The following is a 17,571-nucleotide window of genomic DNA, read 5'->3' as shown; positions in this document are numbered from 1 at the left end:
GGGCGCATGCCATGGTTCTCCCCCTGGAGCTTCCGCCGCGGCCTGATCGCGACGGTGCTCAGCAGTTGCATGGTCGCCCTGCTCCTGAGCTGCGCCGGTCTGGCGGCCTGGCAATATCATGTCCAGAGCGCCGCCAATGCCGAGCGTCAAAGCGAGCTGGGCGAGGTGGTCGCTGCCACGCTGGGAGCGCCGCTCGTCTTCAACGACGTGAAGGCGATCCAGGAAACGCTGGCCTCCATGGCGACCATCAAGACGATCCGCTCCATCGAGGTCTATGACGAGCAGCAGCGCCGGATCGCCGTCCGTGGGCAACCGCCGCAAACGAGCAATCAGGATAAACCCGCCGCTCTCGTCGGATCGAAAGCGGACCAGGCGGGCCTGCAGGTCGTCACGCCGATCATGGTGGCCGGGGACACCGTGGGGTGGCTCAAACTCTCCACCGAAACCGAGACGCTGACCGAAATGATGCTGCGAACTCTGGGCATCGCGAGTGCCTTTGGCTGCTTGGCGTTTCTCGTCGCCTGGCTCATCGCCCGCAAGATGCTCACGCTGCTGTTCTTCCCGATGGACCGGATGGTCGAGGCCATGGAGCGCATCCGGCAGACGGCGGACTATTCGGCCCGTATGCCGCAGTCGATCGGGGATGAACTCGGCCGCATCGTGAAGGCATTCAATGGGATGCTGACCGAAATCGAACGCCGCGAGGGCGCGCTGGCGGCGACGCTGACGGATTTGCAGGCAGCGCGCGATCAGGCGCAGGCGGCCAATGTCGCCAAGTCCGAGTTCCTCGCCAGCATGAGCCACGAACTGCGCACGCCCCTCAATGCCATCATCGCTTATGCCGAACTGGTGAAAGAGGAACTGGCCGCGCTCGACGACAAGGAGAACCTCGCCGACGTCACGGTCATCCACCGGTCGGCGCTCCAGTTGCTCACCCTGATCAACGAGGTGCTCGATTTCGCCAAGATCGAAGCGGGCGGGATGACCCTCGATCTCGAAATGATCGATCTGGGCGACATCATGCGCGACGTGCTGGCAACACTCGAGCCGATTGCTTCACGCCGCAATAACAGCGTGGCCTTGCAGATCAACGTTCCGCCCACGCCGATGCGGATCGACCCGCTCAAGATCCGCCAATGTCTGCTCAATCTGGGCGGCAATGCCTGCAAATTCACGGATGAGGGGCATATCGTGCTCAGCGCCTCGCTCAAGGAGGAGGGCGCAGGCACGCTATTGATCCTCAGCGTGGCGGATACCGGCATCGGCATCGATGCCGAGCAGATCGACGGTCTGTTCGAGCCGTTCGTGCAGGGCAGCACCGCCTCCTACCGGGCGGGCGGCACGGGCCTTGGCCTCAGCATCACCTTGCGGTTCGTGGAGTTGATGGGTGGGACCATCAGTGTCTCCAGCGAAAAAGGGCTGGGCACCATCTTCACCGTCGCCATCCCGATCGAGCGGGAGGCGCAGTCGGGCGTCCTGTCTATCGAAGAGATGACGCCTGCCGGGGTGAAGCCGGATCACATCATCGCTATCGATGATGATCCGGCCTGTCTTGCCATTTTGGATCGCTGGCTCTCCCCGGCCGGATATGATCTGCGGCTGGCCTCCGGCGGCGACGCAGGCCTGCAGATGGTGCGAGAGACCAGCCCCTGCGCCATTCTGCTCGATCTCGTCATGCCGGGCACCGATGGGCGCGCCGTGCTGCGTCAGCTGTCCGAGGACGAAGCGCTGGCGGCGATCCCCTGCTTCATCATCAGCGTCCACGATATGGAAGCCTCCAGCTTTGCCCTGGGTGCGGCTGCCTATCTTCCCAAGCCGCTGCAGCGGGACCGGCTGCTGTCTCTGCTCGGGCTTTATGCCGAGGCGCGGCAGCTTGCGGCGCGGGTCTGCGTCTCCGGTTTCGACGCGGCGATGAGCGCGAAGCTGGAGCGGAGTTTGAAACAGGCTGGCTTCACTCTCTGCATGGCGGACGACCGGCCCGACCTGGCCGTGGTCGACCTTGCCCAGATCGCCAGCGACCATGTCCATCGCGGGACGCGCGCGCGACGGGCCAGTGCGGTGCTGGTGATGGGGGAACGCCGGCCCGAAGACGACGTTCTGCGCCGGCTGGGCGGGGATGCGTTTCTCGATCCGAGAAGCTTCGCGCCGGAAGCCCTCGTCAAAGCTGCCGTGAAGCTGGTCAAAGACCAGCGCGAAGCTCTGGCGCGCGTCCGGACCGATCAACCCTTTGATGATGGAATGCATCATGTCCTACTCGACTAAGATTGATGTGGCGTCGGCCCAGGAGCATGCGCCGGTCGTATTGGTTATCGACGACGTCGCGGACAATCGCGTGATCGTCTGCCGCCACCTGGCGCGCATGGGCTATATGCCGGAAGCGGCAGACAGCGCCCGCAGCGGCCTGGCCGCCATCTATGCCTCCCGGCCCGACATCGTGCTGCTGGATTATATGATGCCGGATCTGACCGGCCTCGCTGTGCTGCGCGAACTGCGGTCCAACCCCCATTATGCCGACTTGCCGGTCATCATGCTGACGGCGCGCACTGAAGCCACGACGATCGTCGATGTGCTGGAAGCCGGCGCCAATGATTATGTGCCAAAGCCCATCGACTTCATCGCCCTCAAGGCGCGGATCGAAAAGCAGCTGCAGGCATCCCGCGCAAGCCGGGCCGTGCGCAGTGAATATGCCTCAATGGACCGGCGCCAGTCCACCGGCGCGCTGGAACGGCGCGAGCTGAAAGACCGGCTCACGCGCGAGATCGCGCAGCGGATGCGACTGGAAGAACGGCTCTCGGCGCTGGGCGCCCAGGCCGCAACCGTGGACGGGCAATGTGTCGACCGGGCCAAGATCGCCCAGTCCCTCAAGCGCGTCGAGCATCTGCTCAGCCGCCTGGCCTCCCATGATGGTCCCGCCAATCCCGCAGTGCTAATGGAAGCCGTGGTGCTGCTCCGCAAGGCGCTGGAAGAGCTGCATGTGGAGGTGTCTTGATCCGGGTGACTGCTACTGATCGCCGGTCATAGCTGACGTTGGACCGCCCAGACCGGTTTCCAAACCCGGCCATTCGTTCATCAGGCTCAAGGGCGCCGGGGGAGACTGTCTTCCAACCGCTATTGGGTAACGCCTAGAACTGCAGCCTGGCCAGTAGCGGGCGCCCAGTGCTTCCCCGACCGGCCATCGGAGTGCGACTTGAGATGTGCCGATCGCTGACAACGGTTGCTTTGAGTCAATACAACGTCGGCCGTGTAAAAACCCTGTACAGCACGACCGACCGCCGACAGACCGCGAATGCGGAGGGGTTTCTTAAAACCCCTGAAGGGACACTACCAAATGAAGGAAAATTGAAGATTTGCGGCCTAATTGGAAGGCTATTCAAACTTGCTTCGAGCTGTGACCGTTTGAGGCCGAGGAAGCGTAGGACGTTCATAACGTCTGACGAGCTGAGAAAACAGCCTTCGGATAGATCATCGTCCAGATCTTTATCGGCCATTTCTTCCAAGGGTGACCATTCCGATGGCCCGAAGGACCATGTCGAGGCTACGGGCGGACCGGCAAATCAGGTCGTAATTTATGGTCGTGACAGGTTTGGAAATAGTGCGTGCTGGTGACCCTTGGGAGTCGGTCATGAGCACAATCCAGGCCTTGCCGTCACCCGTCGGTCCTAGACTTGAGGATCCGAAATGGGGGCATGCTTACGCCTGCTAACATGTCCATGTAACGGCTCGTCCCTGGCCTACCTACGTCACACCTCTCGGCGCCGCGTAACAGGCAAAAGGGCCAGGAATCTCGCGAACCCTAGCCCGCCACTCATGCTCAAATGTTTATGCCTCCGCCGAGTGTCTCGCTACTGGCAGGCGAGGCACTCGTCATAATCGGTGGACTCGCCCAGCTCGATTTTCTTGAGCTCGGCTGTGTTGTCCGCCTCGACGCCGCCCGCGAAGCCGGCGCGCTGGATGGACTTGGAGCGCAGATAATAGAGCGACTTCACGCCCAGCTCCCAGGCGCGGAAGTGGAGCATCAGCAGATCCCACTTCTCCACGTCGGCCGGGATGAACAGGTTCAAGGACTGCGCCTGATCGATGAACGGCGCCCGGTCGGCGGCCAGTTCGAGCAGCCAGCGCTGGTCGATCTCGAAGCTGGTCTTGAACGTGTCCTTCTCTTCCTGGGTCAGGAAGTCGAGATGCTGCACGCTGCCGCCCTTCTCGAGGATCGAGTTCCACACATTGGTCGAATCCTTGGACTTCGCCGCGAGGATCTTCTCGAGATAGGGGTTCTTGACGATGAAGCTGCCCGAGAGCGTCTTGTGCGTGTAGATATTCGCCGGGATCGGCTCGATGCACGCCGAGGTGCCGCCGCAGATGATGCTGATCGACGCGGTGGGGGCGATCGCCATCTTGCAGGAGAAGCGCTCCATCACGCCCTGATCGGCCGCGTCGGGGCAGGGGCCGCGCTCTTGCGCCAGCACCATCGAGGCCTCGTTGGCCTTGGCGTTGATATGCTTGAAGATGCGCAGGTTCCAGCTCTTGGCCATGGCGCCTTCGAAGGAGATGCCGCGCGCCTGCAGGAAGCTGTGGAAGCCCATGACGCCGAGGCCAACGGACCGCTCGCGGCCGGCGGAATATTTGGCGCGGGCCATCTCGTCCGGGGCGCGGTCGATATAATCCTGCAGCACATTGTCGAGGAAGCGCATGACGTCCTCGATGAACATCTTGTCGCCGTTCCACTCGTCCCAGGTTTCGAGGTTGAGCGAGGAGAGGCAGCACACGGCGGTGCGATCCTCGCCGAACTGGTCCTTGCCGGTCGGCAGGGTGATTTCCGAGCAGAGGTTGGAGGTGGAGACCTTCAGGCCCACGTCGCGATGATGCTTGGGCATCATCCGGTTCACCGTGTCCGAGAAGACGATATAGGGCTCGCCGGTCGCCAGCCGCGTCTCGACCAGTTTCTGGAAAAGCGAGCGGGCGTCGACGGTGGCGCGCACGCTGCCGTCCTTGGGGCTCCGTAGCTGAAACTCGGCGCCCTCGCGCACCGCTTCCATGAACTCATCGGTGATGAGCACGCCATGATGCAGGTTGAGCGCCTTGCGGTTGAAGTCGCCCGATGGCTTGCGGATTTCGAGGAACTCCTCGATCTCCGGGTGCGAGACGTCCAGATAGCAGGCCGCCGAGCCGCGCCGCAGCGAGCCCTGGCTGATCGCGAGGGTGAGCGAATCCATCACGCGGACGAAGGGAATGATGCCGCTGGTCTTGCCGTTCAGGCCGACCGGCTCGCCGATGCCGCGCACGCTGCCCCAATAGGTGCCGATGCCGCCGCCGCGCGAGGCGAGCCAGACATTCTCGTTCCAGGTGTTGACGATGCCTTCCAGGCTATCGTCCACGCTGTTGAGATAGCAGGAGATGGGCAGGCCGCGCCCGGTGCCGCCATTGGAGAGCACGGGCGTCGCGGGCATGAACCACAGCTTGGAGATATAATCGTAGATGCGCTGGGCGTGCGCCTCATCGTCGGCATAAGCCGCCGCGACGCGCGCGAACAGATCCTGATAGGATTCGCCGGGCAGCAGATAGCGATCCTTGAGCGTCTCCTTGCCGAACTCCGTCAGCAGGGCATCGCGCGTGGAATCGGTCACCACATCGAAGCGGCGGGCGTCGATGGTGTTCGATGCTGCCGCCTTCTTGGGCGCCTTTTCAGGCGCATCGCCTGTCCGCACAGTCTCCATGATGCCCTCGCTGGCCAGCGTTGCTTCTGCCAAACCTTCCGCCTGCAAATCCCGAAACTCCATGATTCAACCCCCAATGTTCTTGCTTCGTTCGGTTTCGTCAAGCCTTGGCCGGAGAGACCTCAAATTCGGATGTCGGCGGGATTTCCCGCCGGGTTACGCGCCTTGGCGCGCTATCCAGAACATCACGAAGCACAATCTATAGCGTAGCCCCCGGACCCCTAACACTATTGATAGTGCCACAGATGATTGCGGATGCAAGGTATAATGGCGATCGCGGGGCCGCATTTCATCGACGAAATGACTCGGTTGGGCGATGTCTGCTTATGCTGCAGTGCAGCGACGCGCGGTCCTGCGCGGGCTTGCCGGAAAGCAAGCGTAGAAAGCGGGCCGGAAAAATAAAGATGTGGAAAAGGCCGGCCATCGGGACGTGCCTGGCGACGTGGACCGAATGCGCGCCCTCGTGATGCTGGCAAATCCGCCGAGGCCGCCTTATGGATCGGGCGAAGAGTCAGGCACAGAGGATTGTCGGCATGTCCCAAGGCATCATCATGATCATCGGCGCAATCGCGCTCATCATTCTGCTGGTGTGGGTTTTCCGGTCACGATTCGGAGCGGCGGACCATATCGATACCTCGGCCACCGCCGTGGGCGCGGTGACGGAAGCGGCACGCAACATCGCCGAAGAGGTCGCGCATAAGTTCGAGGGCAAGTCTGAGCCGCAGACAGCCCCCCCGGCGACGACACCGATCCCGGATGACTCCCTCGCAGCCCCGGCCCCCGCGGCGTCGACGCCCAACGCCATCGGCATTCCTGCTGCGGTGGGCGCACCGGACAATCTGCGTCTGCTCAAGGGCGTCGGGCCGAAGCTGGCCGCTTTGCTGACGGAACTCGGGATTACCCGCTTCGACCAGATCGCCGGCTGGAACGCGGCGGACATTGCAACGGTCGATGCCAATCTGGGCACGTTCAAGGGCCGCATCGTGCGCGACAATTGGGTGGAGCAAGCCGGCTTCCTTGCGCGCGGTGACACTGCCGGCTTCGAGGCGCGGTTCGGCAAGCTGGACGGCCCCGGCAACAGTTGAACGGACCCCCATTCTGACTGATCATCCTTCCAAGGCGGCGCCCGGCGTCGCGGCGCAAAGCGCGTCCGCCCCCTCGCACCTCCCGCTCGGCCGTGTCCTGCTGCTGGCTGCGCTGACGGCGACCTTGCCGGCCGCCATCGAGGGCGTTTCACCCGCCTTGCCGGCCATTGCGAGCGGCCTCGGGGCGGACCCCACTCATATGCCGACGGCGATGAGCGCGTTCGTGATCAGCTTCGCTATCGCGCAGCTGCTGGGCGGCATGTGCGCGGATGCGCTGGGCCGCCGGCCGGTCGTCATCGGCGGGTTGCTGCTATTTACGCTGGCGGGCCTGTTGGGTGCATTTGCGGAGAGCTTCCCGATGCTGCTCGCGGCTCGTGCGCTGCAGGGCGTCGGCGCAGCCGCAGCGGTGCTGCTGGCCCGCACGATGGTCCGCGATCAGCTTGGCCGGGAGGATGCCGCACGCGCTCTGGCGCTGATCGGCATCATCATGGGGTTCACTCCCGCGTTGGCACCACTCATCAGCGGCGTTCTGGTGGCGACAGGCGGCTGGCGTGCGCCCCTGGTGGCACTGGCCGTGATGGGCGGCGTGCTGGTCATCGTGACGACCCTGCGCTTGCCGGAAACGCTGGCGCGCGAAGAGCGGCTCCCCTTTGATCTGCGCGCCTTGTTCCGCACCCTCTCAGGCCTTGCCCGGTCGCGCGCGTTGATGGCCTACATCATCGCGAACGCCTTTGCTTACAGCGGCATCCTGCTGTTTTCTTCTGCCGCGCCGCAAGTCATCATCGATTATCTCGGCGTCTCGGCCGCCGGCTATGCCGCGATGCTCTCGCTGGCGACGGCCGGGTTCATCGCGGGCAATTTCCTGTCTTATCGTCTCGTTCGTCGCCTTGGCGTGGATAGCACCTTGCGGGTCGGCGTGCTGTTCCAGGCGACTGGGCCGCTGCTCATGCTGCTCGCCGTCTCTGCCTGGCCGCACATATGGGTCGCGCTGGTCATCCCGCAGATGCTCTACACCATGGGTTGGGGCATCGTGCAGCCGCAGACGCAGGCGGGCGCCTTGTCCACCCATCCGCACAGCATCGGTCAGGCCTCGGCCTTGCTGGGTTTCGTCCAACTGGCGCTGGCCGGCCTGATCGTGGCGATCTTTTCGCGCGTGACGGCGGGAGAGCCGGCTTCGCTCGCTCTGGCCCTGATGGTTTGCGGCGGCATGGCGACGGCGTGCGCCTGGCATCTGGTGCCGCGCCAACGCGGCTGAGCCTTCAGGCTGCGATGGTGAGCGGCGCAGCCAGCGGCGGCTGATAGATCAGTTCGATGACGCCCCAATGCTGGCCCGCAATGGAGAGCGGCGCCACCACCTGCTTGAACAGCCCGCTTCTGCCCTGCGCCAGCGGGCGGCGACTCGTCCGCACGGTGAACGGTCGCGTGTTCCGCGCCAGCGCGCGCATGTGCGGCGCATTGAGCATCTGCCCCTGCTGGCCCTGGTCGCTCGCTGGCTCCAGGGCTGCGGAGGGTTGCTCCATGCCCTGTATGGACAGAGCAAGCGCGCAAAAGGCGTTGCGGTCGAGGCAGTTGAAGCCAACCGGGCCCGGCAGCTGCCGCGCACCCTCCCGCCAGCCTGCCGCGATCCGCGCGATCAGGGTCTGGGCAGGATGGCTGAACAGCGGCGGATTGCTGCCCGCCAGCGGCTCATAATCGTCCGTGAAGATCAGATCGGCCGTGATCTCGCCGGCTGCGATGGCCTCCTCGACGGCAGAGGCCATGGCCGCCGCGGCTTCGGACGCAAAGCGGATATAAGGCGAATCCGGGATGTCGACACCGCTTTCGGCCAGATACTGGAGCAGCTGGTTGGTGTCCTCGCTCACGTCGATGACGCGCGTAGATAGCCGCTGGAGGCCGATGGCATTGTCGATGGAGGCATCGGCAAGGTCGGAGAGGCCGGTGCGGATTTCGCCGACCGAGCCGAGGATAGCGTGGATGTTGGCCGACACCGCCTCGCTGTTGCCGGAGAGGCCGAGGATCAGATCCCGCAACCGCGCGACCAGCGCGGCGATCTCGCCCGAGGCGGCGTGGGCACCATTGGCCTTTTCCGCGCCTTGAGCGATTCGATCGAGCATGGTCTGCGCTTCGTTGCGCAATTCGCGGATCGATCCTTCGATCTGCTGCGTGGCGAGGGCCGTCTCCTGTGCCAGCTTCTTCACTTCCGCCGCCACCACCGCGAAACCCCGTCCGGCGTCGCCGGCGCGGGCGGCCTCGATGGCCGCGTTGAGCGCGAGCAGGTTGGTCTGGCCGGCAATGCCGCTGATCACCTTGCTGGTGTCGCTCACGCTGGCAAGGGCGAGATTGAACCCGTCCAGCCGCTCGTGAATGCGGGAGACCTGATCGATCAGATCCAGCACATTCTGCGAGGCGGAGGCAAGCTGCGTGCTCGAATCATCGACCACCTTGCGCGCGGTGCTGGCCTGCGCGCGGGCCTGATCGGCATTGTCGCCTACGTCATCGCCCATCTGGCCGAGCGCGATCGCGGCATCTTCGAGCGTTTCGAGCATGGATGCCTGATCGGTGACGCGGTCGGCCAGCTCGGCAATGTCCACCTGCAGGTCGAGCGTGCGCAGGCCGAGCGCGCCGGTATGCTCGGCGACATGCAAGATCGTCGTTTCCAGCCGGTTCGTCATGTTCACGCGCTTTTGTCTCCCGCTCGACGGGCGGTTTAGGAACAAGCGGTTAAAATGACGTTGTGCAGTGCGGTATTAGTGGCGCGCCGCCTTAACCTCGGGCGCCGAGCAGCGCCAGCACCACCGCGCTCACCACCAGCAGCAGGCCGATCACTTCGCTCCGGCGCAGGCGCTCGCGCAGATAGAAATGCGCAAAGCTGAGCGTGAAGACGACCTCGCTCTGGCCGACGATCCGCACCAGCGCCACCGGCGCGGTCGCAAAACCGGTGAACCAGCAGGCCGAGCCGAGTGCGGAGAGAAAGCCGACCTGGCCCGAGACGCGCCATGTCTCGAACACCCTGCGCACCTGTTCCGGCTCGCGCCACAGCAGGTAGCCGCCCTGCATCACCGTCTGCAGGGCAACGGTGATGACCAGCACCGTCAGCGCGGCCGAAATGGGGTCGGGCGTGATCACGTCCATCGTCGCGCGCCGAATGGCGATCGCGGTGAGCGCGAAGAAGAAGCCCGATGCGATTCCGTAGCGCGCAGCGGGCTGGCCAAGCGCGCGCAGAAAATCGCCCGCGCTCATCCGCTTGCCGCCGGTCGAGAGCAGCATGACGCCCACCACGCCAATGGCGATGCCGATCCAGGCCAGCAGGCTCAGCCTCTCGCCCAGCAGCAGAATGGAGAGTAGCGCGCCCTGCGCGGCTTCCGTCTTGGAGTAGGCGGTGCCGACGACGAAATTGCGATGATGGAAGGCCATCAGCAGCAAGTTCGTCGCCAGTATCTGCGCCAGTCCGCCCAATGCGCTGTAGATGACGGTGGCGCTGGAGAAGGCCGGGAACAGCCCATCCCTCAGTAGGGCGTGATAGCCCAGCATCAGCGCCGCAGCGAAGGGCAGGCCGTAGAGATAGCGCACCAGCCCGGCGGCATTGACGGACATCATCTGCCCGACGCGCCGTTGCACGGCCGTCCGCCACGCCTGAAGCAGGCCGGCCAGCAGCGTCGCCGGCAGCCAGATCGGCGAAGAAATCAACGCTGCGCCCTATGCCGGGTCAGGTTCATGCTTTCTCCAGCAGGCCTTCCCGGGCGATCTTCTCCTGCCAGACGAGCGGCGCGAGCTGATGGACATTCTTGCCCTCGCTGTCCACCGCGACGGTGACCGGGAAGTCCTGCACCTCGAACTCGTAGATCGCTTCCATGCCCAGATCCTCGAAGCCGACCACCTTGCTGCCCTTGATCGCCCGCGCGACGAGATACGCCGCGCCGCCGACCGCCATCAGATAGGCGCTCTTGGCATCGCGGATCGCGTCTGTCGCCGCCGGGCCGCGCTCGGCCTTGCCGACGCAGGCAAGCAGGCCCTGGTCGAGCATCATCCGCATGAACTTGTCCATGCGGGTCGCGGTCGTCGGGCCAGCCGGGCCGACCACTTCCTCGCCCACCGGATCGACCGGACCGACATAATAGATCACGCGGCCCTTGAACTCGACCGGCAGTTGCTCGCCCTTGGCCAGCATGTCCTGAATGCGCTTGTGGGCTGCGTCGCGGCCGGTGAGCATCTTGCCATTGAGCAGCAGGCGGTCGCCCTGCTTCCAGCTCTGCACCATCTCGGGCGTGAGCGCATCGAGATCGACGCGGATCGCTTCCGCGCTCGGCTTCCAGTCCACCTTGGGCCATTCATCGAGCTTGGGCGCCTCCAGATAGGCGGGGCCGGAGCCATCCAGCGAGAAATGCGCGTGGCGGGTGGCGGCGCAATTGGGAATCATCGCCACTGGCTTGCCCGCCGCATGGCAGGGCGCGTCGAGGATCTTGACATCGAGGATCGTGGCAAGCCCGCCCAGACCCTGGGCGCCGATGCCGAGCGCGTTCACCTTGTCGAAAATCTCGATGCGCAGCGCCTCGATATCCGTCTGGGGCCCGCGCGCCTTGAGGCTGGCCATGTCGATCTGCTCCATCAGCGCCTTCTTGGCGAGGTGGACGCAATGCTCGGCCGTGCCGCCGATGCCGATGCCGAGCATCCCAGGCGGGCACCAGCCGGCGCCCATTTGCGGCAGCATTTCAAGCACCCAGTCGACGATGTTGTCAGCCGGGTTCATCATCTTGAACTTGGACTTGTTCTCGCTGCCGCCCCCCTTGGCCGCGACATCGACATGGACATGATGGCCCGGCACCATTTCGACATGAAGCACGCAGGGCGTGTTGTCCTTGGTGTTCCGCCGCGTGAAGGCGGGGTCGGCCAGCATGGATGCGCGCAGCTTGTTCTCGGGGTTGAGATAAGCGCGACGCACGCCCTCGTCGACGACCTCCTGCAGCGACTTGCTGGTGTCGTCGAGGCGGCAATCCATGCCCCACTTCACGAACACGTTGACGATGCCGGTATCCTGGCAGATCGGGCGATGGCCCTCGGCGCACATGCGGCTGTTGGTCAGGATCTGCGCAATGGCGTCCTTGGCGGCCGGGCCTTGCTCGGCTTCATAGGCGGTGCCCAGCGCGCGGATATAATCCATCGGGTGATAATAGCTGATGAACTGAAGCGCATCGGCGACGCTTTCGATCAGGTCGGCGGTCTTGATGGTCACGGTCATGGCGCGCGTGAGACTCCCGGCAAATGGCAAGGAAAGGCGGTTTGGATGCCGCGCGCTATACGCCTTTGGCCTGCGCAGGCAAGCGCTCGACGCCGTTGCGGTGCGTGCCAATCCGCGCAATAACCGCTCAGCGGCGCGCACTCGTGACGCCGCAGGCAGGAAGGATGCATCTATGTTCCGGATCATCGGCTATATCGTCGTCGGCCTCATCGTTGGCGTCTTCGCGCGCTTCTTCTATCCCGGCGCCGTAGACCTCGGCTGGATCGCCACGATCCTGCTCGGCATTGGCGGTGGCATCGTCGGCGGCTTCGTCGCGGGGCTGATGGATGGCAAGAGCGGCAACTTCCGCCCGGTCGGTTTCATCGGCTCCGTGCTCGGCGGCATGCTGCTGATTTTCATCGTGCGATCGTTGAGCTAGGCGCGGTCAAGCCTAGGAACCGCCTTGTGTTCCTGTGAAATCAGGAACCCAGGGCACAACCGCTGTGTCCCGAGGCCCGGGGCTCCTGCTTCCGCAGGAGCACCGCGTCATCGGTAAGAGGTAACCCCGCTTATTCGTCCGCGCCTGAACTGTTACATGGCGCAAACAGGGGCAGCGCAGCCACCTCATCCGGCGTAAGTGAGAGCCCGAAGACATCCGCCAGGGCCGCGCGATACTCTTCCGGCGTGGCTATTTCGCGCACCTCGCGAATAGGCCCACGCGCCATAGACAGATCACGCTCGGTCAGCGCTGCGAAGCCGTCGGGCAGCACGATGCTGACAATGTGCAGCGTCGTAAAGCGCGAAGCCGAGCGGGTGGAGGTCCAGTGGTTGCACTGCTCCAGATCGACGGGTGCCACCGGATCGAGGTGAAACGCATATTGTGGTTGCCAGTCGTCGGTCTCAGCGCTGCGCCCGTCGGTGGAAGCCGTCGGGCCGGCGCGCTCCAGCAGCCATTCGCCGAGGACGTCGCCGGGCTGGCCGGTCCGGCGCAAGCGATGGCTGGCCCCGTCGGGCGTCGTGGCCTCGGCGCCGTCTTGCAAGGGCAGGGGCGGCACGAAGCTGCCGCCGAATCCGGCGTCGGCTACCCAGGGTTGGCCCTCGATCTCGAGCAGCAACAGAACATGCGTGCGCGGCGGGATGTCGCCGGGCGCCGCGCCGAGTAACACCCGCGCGAGCAGCGGTCTGGCCGGCAGGCCAAGGGCACCCAGCATGTCGGCAAACAGCCGGTTCTGCTCGAAGCAATAGCCGCCGCGCCGCCGGGTGACGAGCTTGTCGAACACGCTGTCCCCATCGATCAGGATCGGGCGGGCCAGGCGCACATCCAGATTCTCGAACGCGATGCGCCGGCGCTGCGCCGCCTGAAGAATGGCGAGGCCGTCGGCATCGGGCGCCGGCGCGGACTCAAGGCCGAGGCGGGCCAGATAGGCGTCGAGGCGGGCGGCGGCGGTCATGGCAGGCTCGCCCCGGTCAGGCCGCGTCGAGGCTATCGAGCGCCTCGCTGGCTTCCATCCAGCTCTGTTCGGCCTGTTCAATGGCGCCGTCGAGCTTGGCGCGCCGCTGCATCAGTTCGCTCATCGTCCGGTCCTTTTCCTGCGGCCCAGCCTTTGCCGGATCGAACAGGGCGAGATCGATCCGCGAGCGCTCGGCGGTGAGATCGGCCAGCGCTTTCTCTGTCTTCTTCACGGCCGCCTGCAGCGCCTTGTAGCGCTCGCGTGCCTGGGCATTCGCGCGGCGATCGGCCTTGCGGTCGTTCTTGGACCCGCTCTCCTTCGCCGAGGCACTGGCACCGCGCCCCAGCACGAAGTCCGTATAATCCTCAAGGCTGCCGTCAAAAGGCTGCGCCAGTCCGCTATCGACCAGCACCAGCCGGTCGGCGACCAGCTCGATCATGTGCCGGTCGTGGCTGACGATCACCACCGCGCCGGAATAGCTGTTGAGCGCCTGCACCAGCGCCTCGCGGCTATCGACGTCGAGGTGGTTGGTCGGCTCGTCGAGGATCAGCAGATGCGGGGCGTGGCGAGTTATCAGCGCCAGCGCCAGCCGCGCGCGTTCGCCGCCGGAGAGCGACCCGACCTTCTGGGTTGCCCGTATGCCCGAAAAGCCGAACCGGCCAAGCTGCGCCCGCACCGCGCCGGGCGTGGCGCCCTTCATCTGCCGGGTCATGTGCTCCAGCGGAGTGTCTTCCGTATCCAGCTCTTCCACTTGATATTGAGTGAAATAGCCGACGTTCATCTTGCCCGAGGCGTTCATCGCGCCTTCCATGGCCGGCAATTGCGCGGCCAGCAGCCGGGCCAACGTCGTCTTGCCGTTGCCGTTCTTGCCGAGCAGGGCGATGCGGTCATCGGGGTCGATGCGCAGATTGAGGCGCTGGAGGATCGGGGCCTCATTGTAGCCGACTGACGCCATGTCGAGCGTGATGAGCGGCGGGCGCAGCGCTTCCGGATCGGGGAAGTCGAAGGAGAGGCTGGGGTCTTCCAGCGCAGCGGCGATGGGCTGCATCTTGGCCAGGGCCTTGGCCCGTGATTGCGCCTGCTTGGCCGTGCTGGCCCGGGCGCTGTTGCGCGCGACATAATCCTGCAGCTTGGCACGCTCCGCCGCCTGCTTCTCGCGGGCCGATTCGAGCTGGGCGAGCCGCTCGGCGCGCTGCCGTTCGAACGCGTCATAGCCACCCGGATAAAGGGTGATCTTGCCGCCCTCCAGATGCAGGATGTGGTCCACCACATTGTTGAGCAGGTCGCGCTCGTGGCTGATCACCAGCACCGTGCCGCGATACTCCTTGAGGAAGCTCTCCAGCCACAGGGTCGCTTCGAGGTCGAGGTGGTTGGATGGCTCGTCGAGCAGGAGCAGGTCCGGCTCGGAGAAGAGCAGGGCGCCCAGCGCGACGCGCATCTTCCACCCGCCCGAAAAGCTGTCGAGCGGCCGGTTCTGCATCTCTTCATCGAAGCCGAGGCCGGTGAGGATGCGGCCCGCGCGGGCGGGCGCCGTATAGGCATCGATGGCGATCAGGCGATCGTGCAGGTCGCCCAGCCGGTCCGGGTCTTCGCATGTCTCGCTCTCCACCAGCAGCGCCGCGCGCTCGGTATCGGCAGCGAGTACGGTCTCGAACGGCGTGGCGCTGCCGCTCGGGGCTTCCTGCGCGATATAGCCCAGACGCGTGTCGCGCGGCATGTCGACCGATCCACCATCGGGGTCGAGTTCCCCGATGATCGTCTTCATCAGGGTGGACTTGCCGGCGCCATTGCGGCCGATCAGGCCGACCCGCGACCGCGGCGGCAGTGCCGCGCTCGCGGCATCGAGAATGACACGGCCCCCCAGCCGCACGGTGATATCATTGATGGTCAGCATGGCGCGCCGTTAGCACAAGCGCATGCCAGGTCGCCCGGAAAATTCTGACCGCCGGGCCGTGTTTGCGGATCTAGCCGGCCAGCGCAGCCGTCTCCGCATCGCCTTCGCCGGGACCGACGCAGTAGAAACAGAGCTTGTTGCCGTCGAGATCCCGCACATAGGCGGCGTAAAAGGCCTGACTCCCATCGGCACTGCGCAGACCAGGCGGGCCTTCATCCACCCCGCCCATTTCGATGGCCTTGCCATGCAGGCGCCGCACCTTCTCGCGCGTGCGCTGGCCCATGGCGACCATCGCCCCGTTTCCGGGCGTCGCCGGTCCGCCATTGAAGGGCTTGGCGACGCCAAACATCGGTTTGCTCCAGCTGGCGCCCCAGGCCGCGATATGCGGCAGCTCCAGCAACCGCCGGATGCCGACACTGCCGAACAGCGCATCATAGAAGGCCATGGCGCGCTGCAGGTCATTGGTGCCCACCGTCGTGTAGCCGATCATGGGTGCCTCTCCGCCGGGATGCCGTCAGGCGATCCCGTTCCTTGCTGTCAAAGGCCGACCAACGGCAAATCCAGGTCGACCCGACAGACGATCTCCCGCTGATGCGGCCTTGCCGTACCGCAGCTTCATTTGAAACGATTGAACTTGGTTGCAAAGGGGTAGAGGCGCGGCGGCACCCAGTCTCTCAGAAAATGGTCGAACCGGACCGCGAGATCCTCCCGGTCGGTCGTGCCGGGCCGCGTCTTGAAGACTGTGGTCCGCTGCGGGAGTTTGGTCAGCCCCTCTTCGCTGGCGGTGTAATAATAGGTGGCAATGGATCGCCGTGCGCGATCAGGGGGGCAGCGAACGGGGTCGGGCTGCCCATGGAAGCTGTCGAGCGACGTGTTGAAAATGACTGCGCGTCCGAGCACCGGCGCGATTCGGTGTTCGCACTTCGTCATCTTTTTATCCCACAGTTCAAGATGGCCACCCCAATCATCCTGCCAGTCGTCGTTCAGATAGATCAACAGGTTGAGGCGCCGCTCAAGCTTGAGGGGCTTGTGAATGTTGAAATCGGCATGAACGCCCAGATGGCCGCCGCTGCGCGTCTCGTGCAGGCCGCCACCCATATAATATGGATCGGGAATGAGCCCCTTGATGCCGGTCAGCGACTGCAGGAAGCGCAGCACGGCTGGGCTGTTTAGCTCTGTGACAAGATTGCGCAGTCGGGCGCCGGGAATCTGGCTTGGCGGAAGCTGCACCTTGAACCGCTCCTGGTCGCGATCGAAGAAGCTTTTGTCACTGGTGTCGGGAAACTCGCTGAGCAAGCTGCGCAGAAATGGCGTCGGCAGGAATTCTTCCATCACGATGTGAGGAAAGGGGGCGCCAGTCTGATAAATTTCGGCGAGTTCGGTGCCCGCTTGCTTGCTGGCATCCTCTTCGAAGTGAATATAACCTTCATTCTCGATTGGCGTGAGTATTGCCATCACTTCCCCACTGCATTGCTCGTTTGATGTCGCTCAGGGTGCATCCCCCCGATTCTAAAAGGCCGTTCAAACGCGGATCGTCAGCCCTGTTCGTCTCCCTTGCAGGCGCCGACCCGCTTGGCATCTACTGTCATCTTCATCGTCATCTCGCCTGCGGCGTCCCCGCCTTGGGCCTTTGAGGCCATTTCCATCCGGTAGCGGTCGGGGGCATATTCGCCGTCCATCTTCATTTCCATGCGACCCTGCGCGCCGCCATCGCATTTGAGTAGCGCGGAAATCTTACCATTTTTCATCGTGAAGTGATCATATTTGCAGCTCTTGTCGTGCTCGCCGGGGAATAAGGCCTTCTGCTCCTTCACATCCTCCTCGGTCACGCAACTGGTGAAGCTTCGCCCGGCGCCCATCTGCGCCTTCATGTGATCACGCGCTTCGGCGGGCAAACCGGGCATCTCGATGTTCTGCACCGTCATCTGGCCTTCCCACCGACCGGGACTGACCATGATGCCATCGCCACCGGCAGCCGCCACTTGCTGCTGCACTTCCTCGGGCGTCGCGTTGGTCGCCGAGACATTCGGGCCGCTGTCGCAGCCGGAGAGGACAAGAAGGGCAGGGGTGATCAGAAAAACGGCGCGCATGGGCATGTCCTCTTCGCAAGGCCCGGCACCTGTGTGTCCAAGCTCGTCCGGCCGGTGATGGAGGTTTCGCCTGCGCGGGGCAAGCCCGAGAATAAGGCGCGGGGGGTCGGATCGGCCGCAAAGCC

The 17,571-nt window shown here is 64.5% G+C and carries 14 protein-coding genes; 5 read left to right on the top strand and 9 right to left on the bottom strand.

The features are described from left to right. Positions 1-6: 6 nt before the first annotated feature. Entirely contained in the window at positions 7-2,262 is a 2,256-nt protein-coding gene (locus M2341_RS13080; RefSeq protein ID WP_264585535.1) for an ATP-binding protein, read from the top strand. Beyond that, positions 2,246-2,989, top strand: coding sequence for a response regulator transcription factor (locus M2341_RS13075; protein WP_264585534.1), 744 nt, complete (start codon positions 2,246-2,248; stop codon positions 2,987-2,989). The genes M2341_RS13080 and M2341_RS13075 overlap by 17 nt, the downstream gene beginning before the upstream one ends. A gap of 853 nt (positions 2,990-3,842) precedes the next feature. On the opposite strand, the gene M2341_RS13070 is transcribed toward M2341_RS13075, so the two are convergent. After that, positions 3,843-5,711 carry a ribonucleoside-diphosphate reductase subunit alpha gene (locus M2341_RS13070; RefSeq protein WP_181561483.1) on the bottom strand — a complete coding sequence of 623 codons (1,869 nt, stop codon included), beginning with the start codon at positions 5,709-5,711 and terminating at the stop codon, positions 3,843-3,845. A 533-nt stretch (positions 5,712-6,244) separates the two neighbouring features. Between M2341_RS13070 and M2341_RS13065 the strand changes: the two genes are divergently transcribed. Both M2341_RS13065 and M2341_RS13060 read left to right on the top strand, forming a co-directional pair. Then, positions 6,245-6,796 (top strand): hypothetical protein, encoded by a 552-nt coding sequence (locus tag M2341_RS13065; protein ID WP_264585533.1) that lies wholly within the window; start codon positions 6,245-6,247, stop codon positions 6,794-6,796. Beyond that, positions 6,738-8,051 (top strand): multidrug effflux MFS transporter, encoded by a 1,314-nt coding sequence (locus tag M2341_RS13060; protein WP_264586047.1) that lies wholly within the window; start codon positions 6,738-6,740, stop codon positions 8,049-8,051. Before M2341_RS13065 ends, M2341_RS13060 begins: the two co-directional genes overlap by 59 nt. A gap of 4 nt (positions 8,052-8,055) precedes the next feature. On the opposite strand, the gene M2341_RS13055 is transcribed toward M2341_RS13060, so the two are convergent. The 3 genes from M2341_RS13055 to M2341_RS13045 form a co-directional block, all read right to left on the bottom strand. Continuing rightward, positions 8,056-9,468, bottom strand: coding sequence for a methyl-accepting chemotaxis protein (locus tag M2341_RS13055; RefSeq protein WP_264586046.1), 1,413 nt, complete (start codon positions 9,466-9,468; stop codon positions 8,056-8,058). Positions 9,469-9,559: 91 nt separating this feature from the next. Next, positions 9,560-10,483, bottom strand: a complete 924-nt coding sequence (locus tag M2341_RS13050) for an EamA family transporter (protein ID WP_264585532.1) — start codon at positions 10,481-10,483, stop codon at positions 9,560-9,562. Positions 10,484-10,508: 25 nt separating this feature from the next. Next, positions 10,509-12,032: a fumarate hydratase gene (locus M2341_RS13045; RefSeq protein ID WP_264585531.1), complete on the bottom strand. Its 1,524-nt coding sequence runs from the start codon at positions 12,030-12,032 to the stop codon at positions 10,509-10,511. A 172-nt stretch (positions 12,033-12,204) separates the two neighbouring features. On the opposite strand from M2341_RS13045, the gene M2341_RS13040 reads away from it, so the two are divergent. Beyond that, a complete protein-coding gene (locus M2341_RS13040) occupies positions 12,205-12,450 on the top strand; it encodes a GlsB/YeaQ/YmgE family stress response membrane protein (RefSeq protein WP_264575280.1) in 246 nt (81 codons plus the stop codon). A 130-nt stretch (positions 12,451-12,580) separates the two neighbouring features. On the opposite strand, the gene M2341_RS13035 is transcribed toward M2341_RS13040, so the two are convergent. The 5 genes from M2341_RS13035 to M2341_RS13015 all read right to left on the bottom strand — a co-directional run bounded on the left by M2341_RS13035 (position 12,581) and on the right by M2341_RS13015 (position 17,446). Further along, positions 12,581-13,462 carry an arylamine N-acetyltransferase family protein gene (locus M2341_RS13035; protein WP_264585530.1) on the bottom strand — a complete coding sequence of 294 codons (882 nt, stop codon included), beginning with the start codon at positions 13,460-13,462 and terminating at the stop codon, positions 12,581-12,583. Between the two features lie 16 nt (positions 13,463-13,478). Next, entirely contained in the window at positions 13,479-15,356 is a 1,878-nt protein-coding gene (locus M2341_RS13030; protein ID WP_264585529.1) for an ABC-F family ATP-binding cassette domain-containing protein, read from the bottom strand. Between the two features lie 70 nt (positions 15,357-15,426). Then, entirely contained in the window at positions 15,427-15,846 is a 420-nt protein-coding gene (locus tag M2341_RS13025; protein WP_264585528.1) for a VOC family protein, read from the bottom strand. A 125-nt stretch (positions 15,847-15,971) separates the two neighbouring features. Next, positions 15,972-16,811 (bottom strand): 2OG-Fe(II) oxygenase, encoded by an 840-nt coding sequence (locus M2341_RS13020; RefSeq protein WP_264585527.1) that lies wholly within the window; start codon positions 16,809-16,811, stop codon positions 15,972-15,974. A gap of 80 nt (positions 16,812-16,891) precedes the next feature. Further along, positions 16,892-17,446: a DUF3617 domain-containing protein gene (locus M2341_RS13015; RefSeq protein ID WP_264585526.1), complete on the bottom strand. Its 555-nt coding sequence runs from the start codon at positions 17,444-17,446 to the stop codon at positions 16,892-16,894. Between the last annotated feature and the right edge of the window lie 125 nt (positions 17,447-17,571).

It is taken from the genome of Sphingobium sp. B7D2B (assembly GCF_025961895.1).
GTDB lineage: Bacteria > Pseudomonadota > Alphaproteobacteria > Sphingomonadales > Sphingomonadaceae > Sphingobium.
Note: the sequence above shows the minus strand (reverse complement) of the source record. Positions and strands in the feature narration are given on the sequence as shown.

What these genes read in the sequence shown, in the direction of transcription:
- M2341_RS13025 (WP_264585528.1), bottom strand. Translation starts at nt 15,846, where the DNA reads ATGATCGGCTACACGACGGTGGGCACCAATGACCTGCAGCGCGCCATG.
- M2341_RS13055 (WP_264586046.1), bottom strand. Translation starts at nt 9,468, where the DNA reads ATGACGAACCGGCTGGAAACGACGATCTTGCATGTCGCCGAGCATACC.
- M2341_RS13070 (WP_181561483.1), bottom strand. Translation starts at nt 5,711, where the DNA reads ATGGAGACTGTGCGGACAGGCGATGCGCCTGAAAAGGCGCCCAAGAAG.
- M2341_RS13040 (WP_264575280.1), top strand. Translation starts at nt 12,205, where the DNA reads ATGTTCCGGATCATCGGCTATATCGTCGTCGGCCTCATCGTTGGCGTC.
- M2341_RS13035 (WP_264585530.1), bottom strand. Translation starts at nt 13,462, where the DNA reads ATGACCGCCGCCGCCCGCCTCGACGCCTATCTGGCCCGCCTCGGCCTT.
- M2341_RS13015 (WP_264585526.1), bottom strand. Translation starts at nt 17,446, where the DNA reads ATGCGCGCCGTTTTTCTGATCACCCCTGCCCTTCTTGTCCTCTCCGGC.
- M2341_RS13080 (WP_264585535.1), top strand. Translation starts at nt 7, where the DNA reads ATGCCATGGTTCTCCCCCTGGAGCTTCCGCCGCGGCCTGATCGCGACG.
- M2341_RS13075 (WP_264585534.1), top strand. Translation starts at nt 2,246, where the DNA reads ATGTCCTACTCGACTAAGATTGATGTGGCGTCGGCCCAGGAGCATGCG.
- M2341_RS13045 (WP_264585531.1), bottom strand. Translation starts at nt 12,032, where the DNA reads ATGACCGTGACCATCAAGACCGCCGACCTGATCGAAAGCGTCGCCGAT.
- M2341_RS13065 (WP_264585533.1), top strand. Translation starts at nt 6,245, where the DNA reads ATGTCCCAAGGCATCATCATGATCATCGGCGCAATCGCGCTCATCATT.
- M2341_RS13030 (WP_264585529.1), bottom strand. Translation starts at nt 15,356, where the DNA reads ATGCTGACCATCAATGATATCACCGTGCGGCTGGGGGGCCGTGTCATT.
- M2341_RS13020 (WP_264585527.1), bottom strand. Translation starts at nt 16,811, where the DNA reads ATGGCAATACTCACGCCAATCGAGAATGAAGGTTATATTCACTTCGAA.